The organism is Mesorhizobium sp. WSM4976, from assembly GCF_029625685.1.
Lineage (GTDB): Bacteria > Pseudomonadota > Alphaproteobacteria > Rhizobiales > Rhizobiaceae > Mesorhizobium.
The window spans coordinates 30,287-49,603 of the sequence record NZ_JARTVT010000013.1; the positions used below are offsets into that span (position 1 = coordinate 30,287).

A 19,317-nucleotide genomic window follows, 5' to 3' on the forward strand; every position below is an offset into this window, starting at 1 on the left:
CCGGTCTCGACATTGCCCGTCACCGTCTCGCCCGACTGCGCCGCGTCCGTGTCGGCCTTCGCCGTCGGCACGTCGTCCTTGATGGAGATGGTGATGGTCGAGGTGTTGGTGTTCCCGAAGGCATCCTGCACCGTATAGGTGAAGGCATCGGTGCCGCTCTGGATGTTGGTGCCGTTGTCGCCGGCCGGAACGTTCCCCTCCGGCGTGGTCAGCGTGTAGGTGTAGTGACCCGCGCTGTCGATCGTCAGGTAGCCGTAGGTGCCCTGGATGTGGGTCGAGCCGTCGGCGGTGCCCGAGCCGCCCGTGCCGCTCGCGCCGGTCACGACAGGGCTGTTCGGATCGCCGAGCGTCAGGTTGCCCGTCGCCGTGATCGGATGCGCCGGATCGCCGGCATGGCTGCCGATCGTTGCAAGGCCGGATTCGTCCACCTGGCCCGTCGCGGCCACCGGCTGCGGCTGGCCGTTGGTCACATTGATGGTCAGCGTCGAGGGCGAGGTGTCGCCGTCGCCGTCCTTGATGGTGTAGGTGAAGACGTCCGTTCCGGAAGTGTTGGCGAAGGCCTTGTAGCTGTAGCTGCCATCGGCCTGCACCGTCAGCACGCCATAGGTGCCGGTGACCGTCGTGATGCCGCCATTGGTGACCGAACCGGTCCAGGCGATCGAGGCGATGCCGTCGGCGCCCGCCGTGTCGGCCGCGCCGGTGCCATGGGTGCTGGTGCCGGTCTCGACATTGCCCGTCACCGTCTCGCCCGACTGCGCCGCGTCCGTGTCGGCCTTCGCCGTCGGCACGTCGTCGATGACGTTGATCGTCAGAGTACTCGATGCGGGCTGGCCGTCGAGGTCGGTTACCGTGACGGTGAAGCTCGGATTGGCCTCAACGTTGGGGCCGTTGTCGCCGGCTGCGGCGAGATAGTCCGCCGTCAGCGTGTAGGTGTAGTGAATGGTCCCGGTGCCGGTCGCGCTGTCATAGGTGTAGTAGGCGCTCACCTGGCCGTTCGACCCCGGACCGGCCGTGAACACAGTCGGGTTGGCCGCATCGCTCGACAGCGCATTGCCGCCCAGCGACACCGAGCCGACGCCGTCCGGAGACGAGAACGAAATCGTGCCGCTTGTCGCGTTCGAACCGTCATGGAGCGTACCGGTCGCCAGTCCCGCCTCGTTGACGACCGCGCCGTCCGCGCCCGCCGCCGGGATGTCGCCCAGCTTCGGCGGCTCGTTGCCGATATTGATCATCAGCGTGGTGCTCGACTGGTCGCCGTCTCCATCGGTAAGCGTGTAGTGGAACACGTCGCTCACGCCGCCGGGGGTGTTCGCCGCGCGGTCATAGGTGTAGTGGCCGTCCGAATAGAGGGTCAGCGTGCCGTACTGGCCCGCGATGGTGGTGCCTGTGACAGCGGATGTCACATCCTGTGGCGCACCTGTACCATAAGCCGAGGTTACGCTGGCGCCGTCGGCGCCCTTCACGTCAGCGCTCGTGGCCGGATCGGTCTCGCCGACGCCGGTGATCACATTGCCCGAAATCTCCGCATGGCTGCCTGCCGCGACGCTGTTGGCGTCAGCGTTCGCCGTCGGCACGTCGTCGACGATCTGGACCGAGAGCGTGCCCGGAAGCGAGACGTCGCCGTTGCCGTCGGTGACTGTCACCGTGATGTTGTCAAAGATGGAATCGGTGCCGGGGTTGGGCTGATGCTCGGCGTGCAGCAGTGTATAGGTGTAGCTCACCTGGCCGGTAGCGGGGTCGTAGCCGTTGATGATCAGCAAGTTGCCGAGCGGCGTGGTGATATCGATCGGCGACGACCCGCTGTTGGCAAGGGCTGCGCCCGAGATCACCACACCGTTGATATTCACCGAGCCGATGCCGTCGGGCGAGTTGATGGTGAAGGTGCCGGTGTTGATCTCGGACTGGTCGGTGTTCGGCGCAGGATTCTGAGCCTCGCCCGAACCTTCCGAGCCGGAGCTTGCCGGCAGGCCCTTCTCGTTGACGGTGGTGTCGCCCCCGTCGATTGAAGGCGTCAGGTCGAGAATCGTCGGCGTGTGGTTCGGTGCCAACCCCGGGAACAGCTCGCGATGCTCCGGCTGGCCGAACGCCAGGTCTGTCGGCGGTAGCAGCGCGGTCAGGCCGAAGCCATTGCCGATATCGCCTGCGGGATGTTCGAAATTCCCGCCCGCGCTGCCTGGCGCGCCGTTGCCGCCGGCCGAGATCGAGCCGTCGGCGCCGAAGGCGACATTGATATGGCTCGATTCAAGGGCGGCGATCAGGGCCACGCGCGGCACTTCGACGTCGCCGAGGATGAAGGTCGGCACGTTCAGCGCGCCATCCTTGATGACGATCTCGGATCCGTCGGGCTGCACCAGCACCAGATTGTGGCCGTCGACCTTGATGTTGTCGATTGAGACATTGGCCGGAAGCTTCACGATATTGCCGGCGTCGGCATGGTATTCATGCGGAACGTTCGTCGCCGCGGCATTGGCCGCCGGCGCTGCCGGTGCGTTTCCTTGGGCGGCATTGGCAGCCGGCGCATTGGCGGCGGGGGCATTGGCTGCCGGCTGGTTCGCGGCCGGCGCATTGGCCGCGCCCTGCGCCGGCGCGCCGCTGCCGACATCGACCGGCACGGGCTCGCTCGCCGCTTGGCCGGTGGTCGCCTGCGCGACCTGGACGCCCGTCGAGATATGGTTTTCAGCGGCGCTGGTGTGCTCGTCCCAGGAATTTGAAACGGCGTCGAATTCGATATTGGTCGTCATAGCTCAAGCCCCTCCGGCATTTCCCGGAAAGAGACATGTGAGGCCCGGACTTTGCAACAGACCTTCCATCCATTTCATATATTCAAATATGTAGAGAAACGCATTTTTTACACTTGGTAAATTACGATGATATACTCGGCTATGCATGATCTTAAGGGGCGCGGGATCGGCTGCGGCGCGCGGCGCTGGTTTGGTAAATGAAAGTATAAATTCGAATAAAATTTGACAAAAAATAGAACAGCGTGATTCGCGGAAATTTACCCACCTTCCTTTCCGATAATTTGAGACAAGATTGGTAGCGTCCACAATCAAAGGTGGGCGTTATGAAAATACAAAAAGCAGCCCCGGGAATGACGGGGATCAAGGTTCTCTTGCTGGCTGTCGGCCTTGCCGGCTTCGCAAATCCATCATCCGCTTGCGCGAATTCGGGCCCGGAACCGGTTCCGCAAAAGATGGTTGCGCCGGCGAGCCTCGGTGGCGTTTCGCTGGCCCGGCCGCTGCCCTGGCAGCCAGCCGGCGCATACCGCATCGCGGAGATTTCGGCTGGCTACGCGCCGGCGGCCGAGGTTGAAGCGCTTTCCGGCGCCAAGGCCGATCCCGGCATCGACCCGATCCAGACCGCCACAATCATCCCCGGCGTATTCGGATCGGTTGCGTTGTCGATGCGCAACTTCCCGGTCGCGGCGCACTGGGCCCCGGTTTACAAGGCGATCGTCGCCTGCACGGCAGGCAGCGCCTGCGATCGCAAGAACGCGGTCTTCGGCGAGATCGTCGACATCGCGACGAAGAAGGGTTTCCGCGAGAAGCTGTCTTTCATCAACAGCAGCATCAACCGCCTGATCGCCTACAAATCGGACATGGCAGTCTACGGCGAGCTCGACCATTGGGCGACGCCTTCGGAAGTCCTCGAACACCGCGCCGGCGATTGCGAGGATTACGCCATACTGAAGATGGCGGCGCTGTTGCGCGCCGGGATTCCCGCGCAAAGCATGTCGCTCGTCGTGCTGCAGGATCGACGTCGCAAGTTCTTCCACGCCGTTGTGTCGGTGAGCACGGGAAGCGGCAACTTCATCCTCGATAGTCTCAGCAACCTCGTCCTGGTTGATACCCAGCTGCCAGACTATGTTCCCCTTTACTCCTTCAGCACGGATCGCGCTTGGATCCACGGCTCGAAGTCTGGCGCGCAGGTTGCTGACGTCGCTGGCGGTCTTACGACGGTGGCGCCTGGCGAAGGGATGCCGGAAGCATCCGTCGCTTCAAGCCTGAGCGAGTAGGGTGGAGCGATTCGCCGTTTCACGGAAATGCGGACCGCTCTTTCTTTGCTTTAGCTGCAGTTGTGCGAGGCCAAGCGACGACGCTTGGCTGCAAGAAATGCTCAGCCGTTGAAGACGAAGGCCATCAGAAGTTCAGGCTCGGCGACAGGCGCGCGCACGGCGCTGAGCTGGCCACGATAGCGCCGCTCGCCAGCGCCGATGACGAAGCCGCTGGTGACCGGCGTTTCGCCATTGGCGTCGAGCCTGGCGAAGATGTCGGTGACGTTGAGATCGAGCGCCAGCTTCAAATCCTGCCGCCCGTCTTCTCCGGGCGCGCTCGGCAACTGGCGCCTGACCAGTTGCTGGAACGGCGTGTTGAAGGCCAGGATCTTCTTTGACGAGGACAGCGCGAAGGCCGGTGAAGGGCAGGCGACCAGGATGGCGTTGATGGTGCGGATCGAGGCGAGCTTGCGCAATTCCATGCTTTCCTCGGCGAGGCCGCGCATGCAGGCGACCCGGATCGCCGAGGTGAGGTTGCCCTGGTCGGGATGATGTTCGGCGATCTCCTCGACCAGCATGCCGATCGTGCATTTGCGGCTTTCCGCCATCTGCTTCAGCGACACCCAGAAGGCACGCTCCAGCCGGATGCCGCGACGCACGCCCCCGCGCGCCACGACGCGGAACTCCGGGCCGAAATCCTCGGCCGCGAGCGCCGGCAGCAGCCGTTCGCGCGGAGTGTCCGGGCGGATGGCGCTACCGTTCACTCATCGCCTCCTGACGCGCCTTGTTGATCGGCTTCAAGAGATAGTTGAGGATCGTCTTGCGTCCGGTCTTGATGTCGACCGAGCAGATCATGCCGGGGATGATCGAATAGGTCTTGCCGTTCCTTGTCAGCGTCGACTTCTCGGTGGCGACGCGCACCTGGTAATAGGGCTCGCCGGTCTTCTGGTCCACGAGGCTGTCGGCGGTGATATTGGAGACCTTGCCCTCGATGCCGCCGAAGATCGAGAAGTCATAGGCGGTGACCTTGATCAGCGCCTCCTGGTTCGGCTGGATGAAGGCGACGTCGCGCGGCGAAACCCTGGCCTCGACCAGCAGCGTCTCGGATGTCGGCACGATGCCGGCCACGACCGCGCCTGGCTGCACGAAGGCGCCGAGCGTGTTGACGTCGAGCGTGTTGACGATCCCGTCGACCGGCGAGCGTATATCGGTGCGCGCGACCTTGTCGGTGGCGCCGCGGATTGTCTCGTCGACGACGGAAAGATCGGCCAGCGCTTGCGTCAGGTCGCTCAGCGCTTCCTGCTGCAATTGCAGGCCGAGCTCGTTCACCTGAAGCTGCGCCTCGGTGATTGCCGCTTGGGTCTTCTTGATGGTTTCTCCGGCGAGCGCCAGCTGTCCGTGCAGATCGGTCTGCTCGCGCTCGACGCGGATCTGCTCGGTCCTGGCCATCAGGCCCTTCTTGACCATGGGTTCCACCAGCGCCGCTTCCTGGTCGGTCACGGCCAGGCTCTTGGACAGGCGGTCGGAATTGGCGGTGGCCTCGTCCAGCTCCTTCTCGCGCTGGTCGAGGCGCGATTTGAGAACCGACAGCTTGACCTCGAAATTGTCGCGGCGCGCCACAAGCAGCTTTTGCTCGTTATCGCAGATTTCCGGCGCAACCGTCTGGATTTCCGCGGGGCAGGGGAAGGCCCCTTCGACGTTGCCGCTCTGCTCGAACTGCAGCCGCGCGATGCGTGCCTGCAGCGCTCGCGCCTTGGCCTTCTCCTCGCCCAGGCTCGACGTGTTGCCCGAATTGTCGAGACGGATGATGAGGTCGTTCTTCTTGACGGTCTGGCCGATCTGGACGGCGATCTCCTGCACGACGCCGGGCTCGCTGGCCTGGATGACCTGCGTCTTCGAGGCGGGTATCACCTTGCCTTCGCCGCGCGCGATCTCGTCCACCTCGGCAAAGGATGCCCAGCCCGTGAAGCACACGAACAGGGCGCCGACGATGTAGACGGACGCCGAGGCGAAAAGAGGTGGCCGGTCTTTCCTTGCAAGCATGTTTGCGTTCCGGTCAGGCACTGCCTTTCTGCAGTGCCTGAATGACTTGTTCCTTTGGCCCGTCTGCGACGACGCGGCCTTGATCGATGACAATGAGGCGGTCGGCCAGCTCCAGCATGCTGTAGCGATGGGTCGATACGATCAGTGTCGTGCTGCGGTCGAACGCCACCTTGAGCTGCTTGATCAACTGCCGTTCCGAGGCGAGGTCCATCGAACCCGACGGCTCGTCAAGGAAGACGATCTTCGGCTTCGTCAAAAGCAGCCGGGCGATTGCTACCGACTGCCTTTGTCCGCCCGAGAGATTGGTGCCGCGCTCGCCGACATTCATGTCGTAGCCGCGCGGATGCCGCGAGACGAAGTCGTCGACGCCCGCGGCCTTCGCCGCGTCGATAATCTCCTCGTCGGTCGCTTCCGGCGCCGCCATCAGGAGGTTCTCCTTGATGGTTCCCGAAAACAGGTCGCCGGCCTGCGCGACGATGCCGACGGCGGCGCGAACCTCCGACGGGTGGTATTGGCGGATGTCGATGCCGTCGATGAGCAGCTCCCCCGACGTCGGCAGGAAAAGCCGCCCGATCAGCCGGCCCATCGTGGTCTTGCCAGAGCCGATGCGGCCGATGATGCCGACCCGCTCGCCAGGCTTGACCGCGATGTTGAGCCCGCTCAGAACCTCGTTTTCCGTGCCGGGATAGGCGAAACCGACATTCCTGAAGACGAGCGCGCCGCTGCGGATCGGCCGGTTGACGAAACCGACTGTATCGGGGCGGTCCTCCGGCTGCGACATGATCGTGTTGATGATCCTGAGCGACAGCATCGCCTGCCGGAAACGCGCAAGCGTGATCGCGATCTGGCCGAGCGGGGCCACGGCGCGGCCGGCGAGCATCACGGTACCGATGATGGCCCCCGTCGAGACCTGTCCTTCGGAGAAGGCATATGCGCCGGCCACAACCAGGGCGACCGTCACGAATTGCTGGATGGCGCCGGTGATGTTGCCCGCCGCCGCCGAGAGTTCCTTGATCTTCTCCGACGTGTTGGCCGCGTTCTTCGAGTGCTCGCCCCATTTGCGCAGCAGATAGGCCTCGGCGCGTAGCGACTTGATCGTCTCCAGCGTGGAAATGGATTCGACCAGCAGGGCCTGGCGCTGCGATGCCTCGTTCATCGAGGCCGCGACCCGCTTGCCGATCCGCCGCTGCGTTATCAGCCCGACGAAGACGGAGATGACGAAGGCCAGCGCCGGTATGATCACCAGCCAGCCGCCAATGGCATAGATCACAGCCAGAAAGACAAACACGAACATCGTGTCGATGAAGACGCTGATGGTGTTCGAAGTGAAGAACTCGCGCACGAACTCGTACTGCGTGACACGGTTTGCATATTCACCCGTCGATCCGGGCCGGGCCGAAAGCGAGGAATTCAGCACCTTTTCGAACAGCAGATACGATATCCGCAGATCCGCTTTGCGTCCGGCATAGTCGATCAGCGACGCCCTGGCCGTCTTGAGGAGCAGGTCGAACAGGATGGCCGCGCCGATGCCGAGCGCCAGCACCCAAAGCGTGGAGATCGCCTTGTTGGGCAGGATGCGGTCGTAGACATTCATGGTGAAGATCGGCGAGGCGATCGCCAGCAGATTGATGAAGACCGCCGATAGCACCACCTTGGAGTAGGTGCGCCAGAACGCCCCCATGGTGCCGGTCAGCCAGTGCCGCCTTTCGATCCGCGCGGCTGTGCCGACGGTCATCTCTTCGGCCGTGTTGGCATAGGTGATCGAAAAGGATGTGCCGCCGCTGATGTAGTTCTCGGCGAGTTCCTGCCTGTCGATCGTGGTGCGGCCGTTTTCCTGGGGCGCCGTCAGGTATTGCCCGCCCTCGATTTCCGCCAGGAGAGCGACCGGCAAATGGCTGACGCGGAAGACGATCGCCGGAAGATCGAAGCGCCCGCGCAGGAAATCGCGGTGGTTGAAGTCCTGGACCTCGAGGCCGATGCGCTCGGCCAGATGGCGGATTTCATCCGGCTCGATGCGAGTCTCCGAAATCGGCACGCCGGCAAACAGCACCGTTTCCGCGCTCGGCCTGCCGAGATAGGCCGCAACGGCGCAGAAGCAGGCCTTGAAGGCCTCCTTGGGCGACAGGATATGAGGTTGCTGGTTCACGATCTGCCCCGAAGGACTGCAAGATCGATGCTTACATCGGTTACTTCTTCCTGACCGGCGCGAGGATGTCGAACGGCAGGTCGTTCTTCTGTTCCGACGGAGTCCGCGCATAGGTTTCGGTGTCAGCCGTCGCGGGCGTCCCGAACTCGGTCTGCGCATACGCAGTGGCCTGCTTTGGCGGCTGGATGTTCAGCGTCTTCAGCAATTCGCCGGTTGCGGCAAGCAGCCGGTATTGCGCAAACAGCGACGCGTAGGACGAGGTGTCGGCCAGCGTTGCGGTGTTGAAGCGCGTGTTCTGCGCATCGAGCACATCGAGCAGCGAACGCTGCCCGACCTTGAATTGCTCGCGATAGGAAGCCACGAGCTTTTCATTGGTGGCTGCCTGCTGTCGCAGCGTCTTTGCGAGCTCCGCCTGGCGGAACCTGCGGTCCCACGAGGTGCGGACGGCTTCCTCGATTTCACGCAGCACCTGATGCATCGCAAGGCGCTGCTCGCTGGTGCGGCGGATCTGTTCCTGCTCATTGGCCTTGTCGATGCCGCCGCGGTACAGATTCCAGCGCAGCACCACCCGAGCCTGAAGGTCGCTCGTGTCACCATTGTCGCCGTCTATATCGTACCCGCCGCGGGCTACACCCTCGGCGGTGATCGTCGGGCCGTATTTCGCCCGCGCCGCGTCGACCAGCGAAGCAGCGGCGTCGATATCGCTGTTGGCCATATGGACGCGCGGATTGTTCTGTCTGGCGAGCCCGATCGCATCGTCCAGCGAACGCGGCAGGGCGGCCGAGACGTCGGCCGGACGCGACGGGCTGATCAGGGGTTTGCCGACATTCTTGAAGAAGCGGATCTTGGCCGCCTCGAGTTCTTCGGTAGCCTCCTGCATCCGCGCCTTGGCGGCAAAAAGGCGTTCCTCGGCCTGCTGACGGTCGGCGTCGTTGAGCGCGCCGCCCGCGATGCCTTGCCTGATGTCGCTGAGAATGGACTGATGGAAGCCAAGGTTCTTCTTGGCCTCGGCTACGATCGAGGCCTGCAGCATGTATTCCAGATAGTCCTGGACGACTGCGAGCCCGATGAACTCGGACCGCTCCAGAACCCGGAAGGAGGCGCCATCGACCCGCGAGGCCTGGCGGTTCAGCTCCGCCCGCCTTGCGCCGCTGTCGTAAAGCGTCTGCGAGACGGTAAGGTCTGCCTCGTTCGGATAGAGGGCTTTGTGATCCTCATTGAGCGCGCGCCGTGTGTCATTGTCCAGGCGGCGAACGCCTGTCGACGCTTCCAGATCGACGCTCGGAAGATAAAGACCTTTCGCCTGGCGCAGCTCGAATTCGATAGCTTCGCGGTTTTCGATCGCCTGGCCAATCTCCGGATTGGATTCCACTGCGACGGCAACGGCTTCTTTGAGTGTGAGTGCGCTGGCGCTACCGCAAGCCAGCATCGACACCGTAACGGCAAGCGCAAACCGCCAGCCGACGGTCACTTTACCCGTCCTGGTCATTTCTACCCCGTGCTATCCCCGCGCCATTTATTTTTCTATTGGCGCTTATTTGCCCAAGCCTGCCACCGGAGCTTTCCGCCAGTATCTATCAGATTTTTCGCGGGTGTGAGGGTATAATGGATTAGACACACCTCAAAAGTGCGATTCCGGGCATTAGGGCCAAAGCCTGTAGCAAAAATGGCACAGAAACCGGGAGCGCTGCGGCCGGGGATTTTCGATTCAAAGCGGATTGCAATGGTTAATGGCCTGAAACAAATGGCGAATCGCGCGGCCTCTAGATACAGGCTCCGAGGAAATCTGCGGCACCTTTGCAAACAATGCGCAAGAAATCGCCATGTCGCTCTGGTTTGGTTGGCAAACGGTGATCGTTCCCTGTATTGCGGGCCGGATCGAAAAGCAGTGGATCTTCTTGCATGACCAATGTCGCCCTGACCGGGCTTGCCCGTGATCTAGCCCGGCGCGCCGCCGAAGGCAGGCCGGTGCGCATCGGTGTCATCGGCTCCGGCGAGATGGGGACCGATCTGGTCACTCAGGGCATGCTGATGCCGGGTATGTCGATCGCGGCCATTTCCACGCGGCGCCCGCACACCGCCCGCGAGGCGATCCGCATCGCCTATGGCGACGAGGCGATGGCCGCCGAAGCCGAAACCGCCTCCAAGGTCACCCAGGCGATCGAGGGCGGCAGGATCGCCATCACCTCGAACGAGATGCTGGTCACCAATCCGCTGATCGACGTCGTCATCGACGCCACCGGCAAACCGGGCGTCGCCGCTGATTTCGATCTGATGGCCATGGAGCATGGCAAGCATCTGGTGATGATGAATGTCGAGGCCGACGTGACCATCGGCTGTTACCTGAAGCAGCAGGCCGACCGGCTGGGTGTAGTCTACTCGGTCGGCGCGGGCGACGAGCCGTCAAGCTGCATGGAACTGATCGAATTCGCCTCGGCGCTCGGGTTAAGCATCGTCGCGGCCGGCAAGGGCAAGAACAACCCGCTCAACCACGATGCCGCTCCGGACGACTACCGGGAGGAGGCGGAGCGCCGCAACATGAATCCGCGCATGCTGGTCGAGTTCGTCGACGGCTCGAAGACCATGGTCGAGATGTGCGCGATCGCCAATGCCACCGGCCTTGTCCCGGATATTCCCGGCATGCACGGCCCCAAGGCCGATCGCGATCAACTGGCCAAGGTGCTGATCCCGAAAGAGGATGGCGGTCTCCTGTCGAGGAAGGGAGTCGTCGACTACACGATCGGCAAGGGCGTGGCGCCGGGCGTCTTCGTCATCGTCGAGGCGATGCATCCGCGCGTCGTCGAGCGCATGGACGATCTCCATGTCGGTCACGGCCCCTATTACGGCTTGTTCCGGCCCTATCACCTGACCTCGCTGGAGGTGCCGCTGACCGCCGCCCGCATCGTGCTCCACGGCAAGCCCGACATGGTGCCCCTGCCGAGGCCGGTGGCCGAAGTCTGCGCGGTCGCCAAGCGCGACCTTGCCGCCGGGGAGACCTTCGATGCCATCGGCGAGACCTGCTACCGCTCCTGGACTATGACCGTTGGCGATGCCCGGGCAAGCCGCGCCGTCCCGGTTGGCTTGCTCGAAGGCGGCAAGGTGCTGAAGCCCGTCAGGAAAGGTGAGTTGCTGACGGCGGACAATGCAGCACCGGACCAGACGACGAGACTCTACGCCTTGCGCCGCCTGCAGGATGACATGCTCTACGGAGCGGGACCTACTTCCCCAACTCTATCGACCGCAGCCGCGCCGCTTCCACGGCTTCGGTGACGAGCTTCGTCAGGCGATCGCCGCCCATCAACACCGCAAGCGCGGCGGCCGTCGTGCCGTTCGGGCTGGTCACCTGCTGGCGCAGCACGCCGGGGTCCTCGTCGCTTTCAGCAGCGAGCGAGGAAGCGCCGAAAACGGTTTGCATGGCAAGAAGCTTGGCTGTTTCCGCCGGAAGGCCGGCCTTCTCGGCCGCAACCGTCAGCGCCTCGATGAAGTGGAAGACATAGGCCGGGCCGGAGCCGGAGACCGCCGTCACTGCGTCCATGAGGCGTTCGTCGTCGATCGTCGTCACGACACCGCTTGCCGAAAGCAACTCAAGGACGAAGCGCCGGACGTCGTCGGAGACCAGGGGATTGGAAAACACCACCATCATGCCCTTGCCGATCGCGGCCGGCGTGTTCGGCATGCAGCGGACGACCGGCGCGAGCTCGCCCAGGATCTCCTCGAAGGTGGCGACCGGCGTGCCGGCGGCGATGCTGAGGAAAGTCGTCCTGCCATCGCCGAAGCGCTTGTAGTGCGCCGTCACCTCACGGATCACCTGCGGCTTTACCGCAATGACGACGAGATCGGGCACGGCATCGGCCGGGATAGCCTCGGCGTCGGCAGAAACGCGGCAGCCGAGATGCTCTGCCCGATGACGCAGTTGTGCGTTGGGCTCAACCACGAACACGGCCGACGGCTCGATCCTTGCGGACTTCAGCCAGCCTGAGAGCATGGCGTAACCCATATTGCCGCACCCGGCGAGAACGAGCCTGATCGTCATGAAAAACCTCCGCAAGAAGGCTCTCCTTTAGAGCAATTCCAGGAAAAGTGTGAGGAGTTTTCCGGGGAATGGCGCCTGTCCTGGCGGCGCTGAAATGCCAAGCCGAACACCCGCCGAGGCGCAAAAATTAACCGTTTGTTTCCTATGCCTGTTTAGCGTGGCTTAACGATTGGCCGATCCGCCGCGCCCACGCCGCCAGAGAGTAGTTCCAGGACAATGGTCGACAGGGATAATCGTGATGACTGGTGGCGCGAGCGCTCCCTGCTTGCGCTCGGTCGGGTCATGCGCGGCGACGACAGCACGGTTTCGATCGGCGATCGGGCCAACTCTTCATGGCGCGAGGATGCTGCCGCGCACCATCGGGCGGCGCGTTCCGAGCGCGAAGCGAGGTTGAAACCGCAGCCCGATGATGCCGCGTCTTTTCGGCCGCCGCCTGCCTCGCCTGCAGCTCCTTCGCAGGTGTCGGCCGCGGCCCCGCCTCCGGCGCAGCCCATCACGCCGCCGCAGGTGCCGGCCGACGACGCCGTCCGTCTGGGGCTTTTCGGATCGCTGACCTCGGCGCTTCGTTACTTCGTGCGGCGCGAGCCGGCCGAAACGGTGGATATGGACTCTGCCCCGCCCGAAAGCGTCTGGCGCGCGCCCGATTGGGAAGGGCGCTATATCGGGGCCGCGACCAAGGCGCCAGAGAATTTCCGGCCGCCACCCGCCTCGCCTGCGGCCCCTCCGCTGGTCGCGGCTGCCGCGCTCGCTCCGGCGCAATCCGTCACGCCGCCACCGGTGTCAGCCAATGACACCGGCCGACCGGGGCTTTTCAGATCGCTGGCTTCGGCCGTTCGCTATTTCGTGCGCCGGGAGGCCGCTGAAACGGTGGATTGGGACTCTGTCCCTCCCGAAAGCGTCTGGCGCGCGCCTGACCGGGAAGAGCGCTATCTTGGAGGTCAACTATCGGCGCGGGAGAATGTCCGGCCGCCATACGAGCAGGGGTATTCCTATTCCTATCGGCCCGACCATGCGTGGGCCGATCCCTACGAGGATCATCATCGGACGCCGCCGGCAGCCGATCATCCGCAGTTTCCTGCCAGCGGCGAGGTTCGCCAGCCGGTCGCCGACCACCAGGGAGAGATCGACGAGATCCGCGCCAGCCTCCGCGAGTTCCGCGAGGCGGTTCGCGAGCTGACCGAAAGCCGCTCGCGCCGTCGCTATTTCTAAGGCGCCCGTGTTTCTGGATTGACGTGTTTCTAAACCGCTTGCGGTTCGATAAAAGCGGCTGGTTTCGGGTTTACGGCATCCGACGACGCTTTGACGGGATTGCCTTGTCGAATTTTCGTGAAAATGCCGCGCTGCATTTCGGCCTCGCGCGCTCCGAGTCGGCGGAACGGGATGCCGGGTTAATGGCATGGGGCCTGCATCGTTGTGGCCCCGAAATGGAGGGTTCGTGATGACCGAAGTGATCGACGGAAAACGTGTCGCCGAGGATGTGGTTTCGAAGGTCAAGGCGCTGACGTCTGAGCTGGCTGCCAGGGGTGCCACGAAGCCCGGTCTGGCGGTGGTCATCGTCGGGGAAGATCCGGCAAGCCAGGTCTACGTCGCCTCGAAGTCGCGCACCGCAAAGGAATGCGGCTTCCATTCGCTCCAGCATACGCTGCCGGCCGATACCACCGAGGAGCAATTGCTGAAGATCATCGGCGATCTCAACGCCGACAAGTCGATCCACGGCATCCTCGTGCAGTTGCCGCTTCCCGGCCATATCGACGCCGGCAAGGTGATCCAGACGATCGCGCCGGAGAAGGATGTCGACGGCTTCCACTTCATCAATGTCGGCAAGCTCGGCACCGGCGAACTGGAAACCGCCTTCGTGCCCTGCACGCCCGCAGGCTCCATGCTTTTGATCGAGCGCGTGCGCGGCAAGGACCTTTCCGGCCTCAACGCCGTCGTCGTCGGCCGCTCCAACATCGTCGGCAAGCCGATGGCCAACCTGCTGCTCGCCGCCAACTGCACCGTCACCATCGCCCACAGCCGCACCAAGGACCTGCCGGCGCTGGCCCGCACCGCCGATATCCTGGTCGCGGCCGTCGGCCGTCCGGAGATGGTCAAGGGCGATTGGGTCAAGCCGGGTGCGACTGTCATCGACGTCGGCATCAACCGCATCCCGGCGCCCAAGAAGGGCGAGGGCAAGAGCCGCCTGGTCGGCGACGTCGCCTATTCCGAGGCGGTCAAGGTGGCCGGTGCCATCACGCCGGTGCCTGGCGGCGTCGGGCCGATGACCATTGCCATGTTGATGGCCAACACTGTAGCTTCCGCCTACCTTGCCGCCAGGCTGAAGCGGCCGTCCTTCTGATCGAAAGCAGATCCTTGCCGAACCTTACTGCTCCTATCGAACGGCCGATCACGAACGATCCCGTTCAGGGCGGCCGTCAGTTCGGCTTCCTGCTCGTCGACAAATTCTCGATGTTCTCGCTGGCCGCGGCCATCGACTGCTTCCGCTCGGCGAACCGCCTGCTTGGCCGCGACTTCTACGGCTGGACGACCATTTCGGCCGATGGCGACGCGGTCATGGCCTCGAATGGTCTTCCGCTCAAGATCGACTATTCGGTCGCCGACATGCCGCCGGTCGACATCCTGTTCGTCTCGGTCGGCCTCACCACGGAATTCCCCGGCAAGAGCAAGGTGCTGGCGGCGTTGCGCAGCTGGGGCCGGCGCGGCAACGCGCTGGGCGCGTTGTCAGTCGGCTCCTATCTTCTTGCCGAGGCCGGACAGTTGGACGGCTATCGCTGCACCATCCATTGGGAGAACCGCGCCGGCTTCATGGAGCGTTTCCCCGACATCAACTGTACCGGCAACGTCTTCGAGATCGACCGCAAGCGTTACACCTGCGCCGGCGGAACCACTTCGATCGACCTGATGCTGGAGATCGTGCGCGGCGATTTCGGCTCCAACCTCGCCAACGGCGTCGCGAACCAGTTCCAGCATGAGCGCATCCGCTCGGCAGGGGACCGCCAGCGGGTCGGACCGGAGCGCGACCTCACTGGCAAGTCGGAGAAGCTCAGGCGCATCGTCGAACTGATGGCTGACCATCTCGACGAGCCGTTGTCCGCCGTGCAGCTCGCCAAGTCGGCGGGCCTGTCGGTGCGCCAGGTCGAGCGCCTGTTCTTGCGCCACCTCAGCGTGACACCAGGCCGCTATTACATGCGGCTGAGGCTCGAACGCGCGCGCGAATTGCTGCGCCAGACCAACATGCCGATCCTCGACGTGGCGATCGCCACCGGCTTCACCTCGCATTCCTATTTCGCGCAGAGCTACCGGCTCCAGTTCGGCCGTCCGCCGTCGGAAGAGCGGCGCACCACCTACTGATTGCCGCGGGAAGACGCCGGGCTCCTGAGTCAGAACGCGTCGCGCCGCACGCAAACCGGCGCACACGTTTTGCGCGACATGCATCAGCTTTGCAGCTTGTCTCCGCAGGCCACCTAAAATAGCTTTCCGGGCGCGGACGAGGGAATAATCAGGAGACATCCATGACGGGACTGATACGGAGCGCCGCTGCGGCGTTCCTCCTTTTGTCGATGACCAGTTTCGGCTTTGCCGCCAACAAGGTCATCATCATTCTGGACGCTTCGGGCTCGATGTGGGCGCAGATCGACGGCAAGCCGAAGCTGGAGATCGCGCGCGAATCGCTGCGCACGGTGCTGCAGTCGGTTCCAGCCGACCACGAGATCGGTCTCATGGCCTATGGCCATCGCACCAAGGGCAGCTGCGACGACATCGAGCTGATCGTGCCGCCGCAGGCCGGATCCGCCAGCGCCATTTCGGCGGCGGCCGACAGCATGAAATTCCTGGGCAAGACACCGCTGACGGCCGCCGTCAAGCAGGCCGCCGAGGCGCTCAAATACACCGAGGACAAGGCAACGGTGGTGCTGATCACCGACGGCCTGGAGACTTGCGGCGGCGACCCCTGCGCGCTTGGCAAGGAGCTCAAGGAAAGCGGCGTCGATTTCACCGCCGATGTCGTCGGCTTCGGCCTGACCGCCGACGAAGGCAAGCAGATTGCCTGCCTCGCCGAAAATACCGGCGGCAAATACATCCAGGCTTCCGACGAGAAGGCGCTGCAGGGCGCCCTGGTGGAGACCGTGGCGGCTCCAGCGCCAGCGCCTCAGCCCGCTCCGGCACCCGCGCCGGCGCCCGAGCCCGCCAAGCCTGAATTCAACTTCATGCCGAGCGTGGTCATGGCCGAGGGAGGTCCCGAGATCTCCGACAACAGCAATGCGTGGGAAATCTACAAGGCCAACTCGGACGGCTCGCGCGGCGATCAGGTCATGACCGAGTATGGCGCGCTGAAAACCAACCTCGAACCGGGCGACTATGTCGTCGTCGGCCGCGACGACGAGGCAAGAAGCGAGCAGAAGATCAAGATCGAGGCCGGTCAGGTTTACAAGCCGCTGTTCACGCTCAACGGCGGTACGCTCTTCATCCATCCGCATGCAAGCCAGGGATCGGAGATCAGCGGCGAGGCGCGTGTCGACTTCGCCTATCCGGGCGGCAGCACCACCCACTATGGCGACGCCAAGGCCACGGTGCCTGCCGGCGAGCAAAAGGTGACGGTGCAGATCGGCGCTGGCACAGTGACCGAGACCATGCAGCTTGCCGCTGGACAGACCGTCGAGAGAGATGTCGTCGTCGGCGTCGGCCATGCCGTGCTCAACGCCTACTACACCGCCGGCGGTGACAAGGCCGACAATTCCGGCATCGGCTTCGAGATCGTAAAGGCAAAGAAGAAGATCGACGGTTCCCGCGAGAGCGTCGAGCACTCCTACGGTCCGGACAGCAAGTTCTGGCTGCCGCCGGACGACTACGTCGCGCTCACCACCCTCGATCTTGCCGTTGCCGAGCAGCCCTTCAGCATCAAGGCCGGCGACAACCAGGACGTCAAGGTCACGCTCGGCGCCGGCGTGCTGGCGATGTCGGCGCCCGGCGCTTACTCGATCGAGGTGTTCTCGTCGAAGAAGGACATAGAGGGCAAGCGCAAGTCGCTGGGCTTGAGCTATGGCGACAGCTGGCAGCAGACGATTCCCGCCGGCGACTATGTGGTCGTGCGGCACGCCCCCGACCAGGGCCAGGACAAGGAAATGCCGGTGACGATCAAGTCCGGCGAGCGGAGCGAGATCACCGTTCAGTAGTCTTTTCGGCCGGAACAAACAGAAGGGGCGGCTCAAAGTCGCCCTTTTGCTTTTGAGTCCCCAACATCAGGCGTTTCCGAACGCCGCCGCCCCATGATCGGCGCGACCGACCAGTTGCCGGAAGCCCGCGAACAGCTCGCGGCCGAAGCCGAACTCGTTGCCGATGAGATCGGCGTCCGCGGTGCGGCGCAGCGCGAATTCCGTTCCCGGCACCAGCACTTCGAGTGTGCCGGCATCCGCGTCGAGACGGATGACGTCGCCGTCATGGATTCTCGCGATCGGTCCGTCCTCGACCGCTTCCGGCGTCACGTGGATCGCCGCCGGCACCTTGCCGGAAGCGCCCGACATGCGCCCGTCGGTCACCAGCGCGACGCGCTGGCCGCGATCCTGCAGGATGCCGAGCACAGTGGTGAGCTTGTGCAGCTCCGGCATGCCGTTGGCCTTCGGGCCCTGGAAGCGGATCACGGCGACAAAGTCGCCGGTAAGCTGGCCGGCCTTGAAGGCGTCGTTCAGGCCTTGCTGACTGTCGAACACTTTTGCCGGGGCCTCGATGATGCGCCGCTCTGGCTTCACCGCCGAGGTCTTGATCACGGCGTGGCCGAGATTGCCGCCAAGCACTTTGAGGCCGCCGGTCGGTTGGAAGGCTTTCTTCACCGACGCCAGCACTTTCTCGTCGCCGCTGTTGAGAGGCGCTGCCTCGCGCACCACGCTGCCATCCTCGCCAAGCCTCGCCTCGACCGCGTAGGGCCGCAGGCCTTCGCCCCACACCGTCTGCACATCTTCATGCAGCAGGCCTTCATCGAGCAACTCGCGGATCAGGAAGCCCAGCCCGCCGGCGGCATGGAAATGATTCACGTCGGCAAGTCCGTTCGGATAGACGCGGGCGAGCAGCGGCACGGCCTCGGACAGGTCGGAAATGTCCTGCCAGGTCAGAGCGATGCCGGCGGCTGCGGCCATCGCGATCAGATGGATCGTATGGTTGGTGGAGCCGCCCGTGGCGTGCAGGCCGACCACACCGTTGACGATCGAACGCTCGTCGATCATGCGCCCGACCGGCGTGTAGGCATTGCCGAGCGCGGTGATCGCCAGCGCCCGCTTGGCCGCTTCCCGGGTCAGCGCGTCGCGCAGCGGCGTGCCTGGGTTGACGAAGGAGGCGCCGGGCGTGTGCAGCCCCATGATCTCCATCAGCATCTGGTTGGAATTGGCGGTGCCGTAGAAGGTGCAGGTGCCTGGCCCGTGATAGGATTTGGACTCCGCCTCCAGCAGTTCGGCGCGGCCGACCTTGCCTTCGGCATAGAGCTGGCGGACCTTGGCTTTCTCGTCGTTCGCGAGCCCAGTCGTCATCGGTCCGGCGGGGATGAAGACGGCCGGCAGGTGCCCGAAGGTGAGTGCCGCGATCACCAGCCCGGGGACGATCTTGTCGCAGACGCCAAGGAAGACGGCGGCGTCGAACATATTGTGCGACAGGCCGATCGCCGCCGCCATCGCGATAACGTCGCGCGAAAACAGCGACAGCTCCATCCCGGGCTGGCCTTGGGTGACGCCGTCGCACATGGCCGGCACGCCGCCGGCGACCTGGGCGATGCCGCCAGCCTCGCGCGCGGCTTCCTTGATCAGCGCCGGGAACGTCTCGAAGGGCTGATGCGCCGACAGCATGTCGTTATAGGAGGTGATGATGCCGAGATTCGGCACGCTGTCGCCGCCGAGCGCGATCTTTTCCGACGGGCTGCACACGGCAAAACCGTGGGCGAGGTTGCCGCAGCCCAGCACCGCCCGGTTGGCGGTCCGGCTGGAACCCTCCGCGATGCGGCCGAGATAGGCTTCTCGCGCGGCTTTCGAACGGTGGCGGATGCGTTCCGTGATGGCTTCGATATCGCGTCTGGCTGTCATGGTCCGTCCTTTCGAGCCCGGTAAGCGTCCTCCCCTGCCA

Annotated in this window: 13 protein-coding genes; 6 read left to right on the forward strand and 7 right to left on the reverse strand. The window is 64.1% G+C overall.

What is annotated here, in order from left to right; all coding sequences use genetic code 11:
* Nucleotides 1-2,741 (reverse strand): VCBS domain-containing protein (locus P9272_RS17240; RefSeq protein WP_278161438.1); only part of this gene is annotated, 2,741 nt, incomplete at its 3' end.
* 350 nt (nucleotides 2,742-3,091) lie between these two features.
* Between P9272_RS17240 and P9272_RS17245 the strand changes: the two genes are divergently transcribed.
* Nucleotides 3,092-4,015 (forward strand): transglutaminase-like cysteine peptidase, encoded by a 924-nt coding sequence (locus P9272_RS17245; RefSeq protein WP_347404054.1) that lies wholly within the window; start codon nucleotides 3,092-3,094, stop codon nucleotides 4,013-4,015.
* Nucleotides 4,016-4,116: 101 nt separating this feature from the next.
* Here P9272_RS17245 and P9272_RS17250 read toward each other — a convergent pair whose 3' ends face one another.
* The 4 genes from P9272_RS17250 to P9272_RS17265 are packed head-to-tail and all read right to left on the reverse strand — an operon-like array spanning nucleotide 4,117 to nucleotide 9,672.
* A complete protein-coding gene (locus P9272_RS17250) occupies nucleotides 4,117-4,758 on the reverse strand; it encodes a ribbon-helix-helix domain-containing protein (protein ID WP_278161440.1) in 642 nt (213 codons plus the stop codon).
* On the reverse strand, nucleotides 4,748-6,037 hold the full coding sequence (locus P9272_RS17255) for an HlyD family type I secretion periplasmic adaptor subunit (protein WP_278161441.1): 1,290 nt from the start codon (nucleotides 6,035-6,037) through the stop codon (nucleotides 4,748-4,750). Before P9272_RS17255 ends, P9272_RS17250 begins: the two co-directional genes overlap by 11 nt.
* 13 nt (nucleotides 6,038-6,050) lie before the next feature.
* Nucleotides 6,051-8,183, reverse strand: a complete 2,133-nt coding sequence (locus P9272_RS17260) for a type I secretion system permease/ATPase (protein WP_278161442.1) — start codon at nucleotides 8,181-8,183, stop codon at nucleotides 6,051-6,053.
* Between the two features lie 40 nt (nucleotides 8,184-8,223).
* On the reverse strand, nucleotides 8,224-9,672 hold the full coding sequence (locus P9272_RS17265) for a TolC family outer membrane protein (protein WP_278161443.1): 1,449 nt from the start codon (nucleotides 9,670-9,672) through the stop codon (nucleotides 8,224-8,226).
* 413 nt (nucleotides 9,673-10,085) lie between these two features.
* Between P9272_RS17265 and P9272_RS17270 the strand changes: the two genes are divergently transcribed.
* A complete protein-coding gene (locus tag P9272_RS17270; RefSeq protein ID WP_278161444.1) occupies nucleotides 10,086-11,453 on the forward strand; it encodes an NAD(P)H-dependent oxidoreductase in 1,368 nt (455 codons plus the stop codon).
* On the opposite strand, the gene proC is transcribed toward P9272_RS17270, so the two are convergent.
* Nucleotides 11,401-12,216: a pyrroline-5-carboxylate reductase gene (gene proC / locus P9272_RS17275; RefSeq protein ID WP_278161445.1), complete on the reverse strand. Its 816-nt coding sequence runs from the start codon at nucleotides 12,214-12,216 to the stop codon at nucleotides 11,401-11,403. The two genes, P9272_RS17270 and proC, sit on opposite strands and share 53 nt — an antisense overlap.
* Before the next feature lie 216 nt (nucleotides 12,217-12,432).
* Between proC and P9272_RS17280 the strand changes: the two genes are divergently transcribed.
* The 4 genes from P9272_RS17280 to P9272_RS17295 all read left to right on the forward strand — a co-directional run bounded on the left by P9272_RS17280 (nucleotide 12,433) and on the right by P9272_RS17295 (nucleotide 17,387).
* Nucleotides 12,433-13,425 (forward strand): hypothetical protein, encoded by a 993-nt coding sequence (locus tag P9272_RS17280; protein WP_278161446.1) that lies wholly within the window; start codon nucleotides 12,433-12,435, stop codon nucleotides 13,423-13,425.
* Between the two features lie 229 nt (nucleotides 13,426-13,654).
* The gene (gene folD / locus P9272_RS17285; RefSeq protein ID WP_278161447.1) at nucleotides 13,655-14,554 is read left to right on the forward strand and encodes a bifunctional methylenetetrahydrofolate dehydrogenase/methenyltetrahydrofolate cyclohydrolase FolD; all 900 of its coding nucleotides are present in this window, start codon (nucleotides 13,655-13,657) and stop codon (nucleotides 14,552-14,554) included.
* 14 nt (nucleotides 14,555-14,568) lie between these two features.
* The gene (locus P9272_RS17290) at nucleotides 14,569-15,567 is read left to right on the forward strand and encodes a GlxA family transcriptional regulator (RefSeq protein ID WP_040988147.1); all 999 of its coding nucleotides are present in this window, start codon (nucleotides 14,569-14,571) and stop codon (nucleotides 15,565-15,567) included.
* A 161-nt stretch (nucleotides 15,568-15,728) separates the two neighbouring features.
* Nucleotides 15,729-17,387, forward strand: coding sequence for a VWA domain-containing protein (locus P9272_RS17295; protein WP_278161448.1), 1,659 nt, complete (start codon nucleotides 15,729-15,731; stop codon nucleotides 17,385-17,387).
* 66 nt (nucleotides 17,388-17,453) lie between these two features.
* Here P9272_RS17295 and edd read toward each other — a convergent pair whose 3' ends face one another.
* Nucleotides 17,454-19,277: a phosphogluconate dehydratase gene (edd, locus tag P9272_RS17300; RefSeq protein WP_278161449.1), complete on the reverse strand. Its 1,824-nt coding sequence runs from the start codon at nucleotides 19,275-19,277 to the stop codon at nucleotides 17,454-17,456.
* Between the last annotated feature and the right edge of the window lie 40 nt (nucleotides 19,278-19,317).

Coding starts and splice junctions, on each gene's coding strand:
- P9272_RS17245 (WP_347404054.1), top strand. CDS start 3,092: ATGACGGGGATCAAGGTTCTCTTGCTGGCTGTCGGCCTTGCCGGCTTC.
- P9272_RS17255 (WP_278161441.1), bottom strand. CDS start 6,037: ATGCTTGCAAGGAAAGACCGGCCACCTCTTTTCGCCTCGGCGTCCGTC.
- P9272_RS17265 (WP_278161443.1), bottom strand. CDS start 9,672: ATGACCAGGACGGGTAAAGTGACCGTCGGCTGGCGGTTTGCGCTTGCC.
- P9272_RS17270 (WP_278161444.1), top strand. CDS start 10,086: ATGACCAATGTCGCCCTGACCGGGCTTGCCCGTGATCTAGCCCGGCGC.
- proC (WP_278161445.1), bottom strand. CDS start 12,216: ATGACGATCAGGCTCGTTCTCGCCGGGTGCGGCAATATGGGTTACGCC.
- P9272_RS17280 (WP_278161446.1), top strand. CDS start 12,433: ATGGTCGACAGGGATAATCGTGATGACTGGTGGCGCGAGCGCTCCCTG.
- folD (WP_278161447.1), top strand. CDS start 13,655: ATGACCGAAGTGATCGACGGAAAACGTGTCGCCGAGGATGTGGTTTCG.
- P9272_RS17295 (WP_278161448.1), top strand. CDS start 15,729: ATGACGGGACTGATACGGAGCGCCGCTGCGGCGTTCCTCCTTTTGTCG.
- edd (WP_278161449.1), bottom strand. CDS start 19,277: ATGACAGCCAGACGCGATATCGAAGCCATCACGGAACGCATCCGCCAC.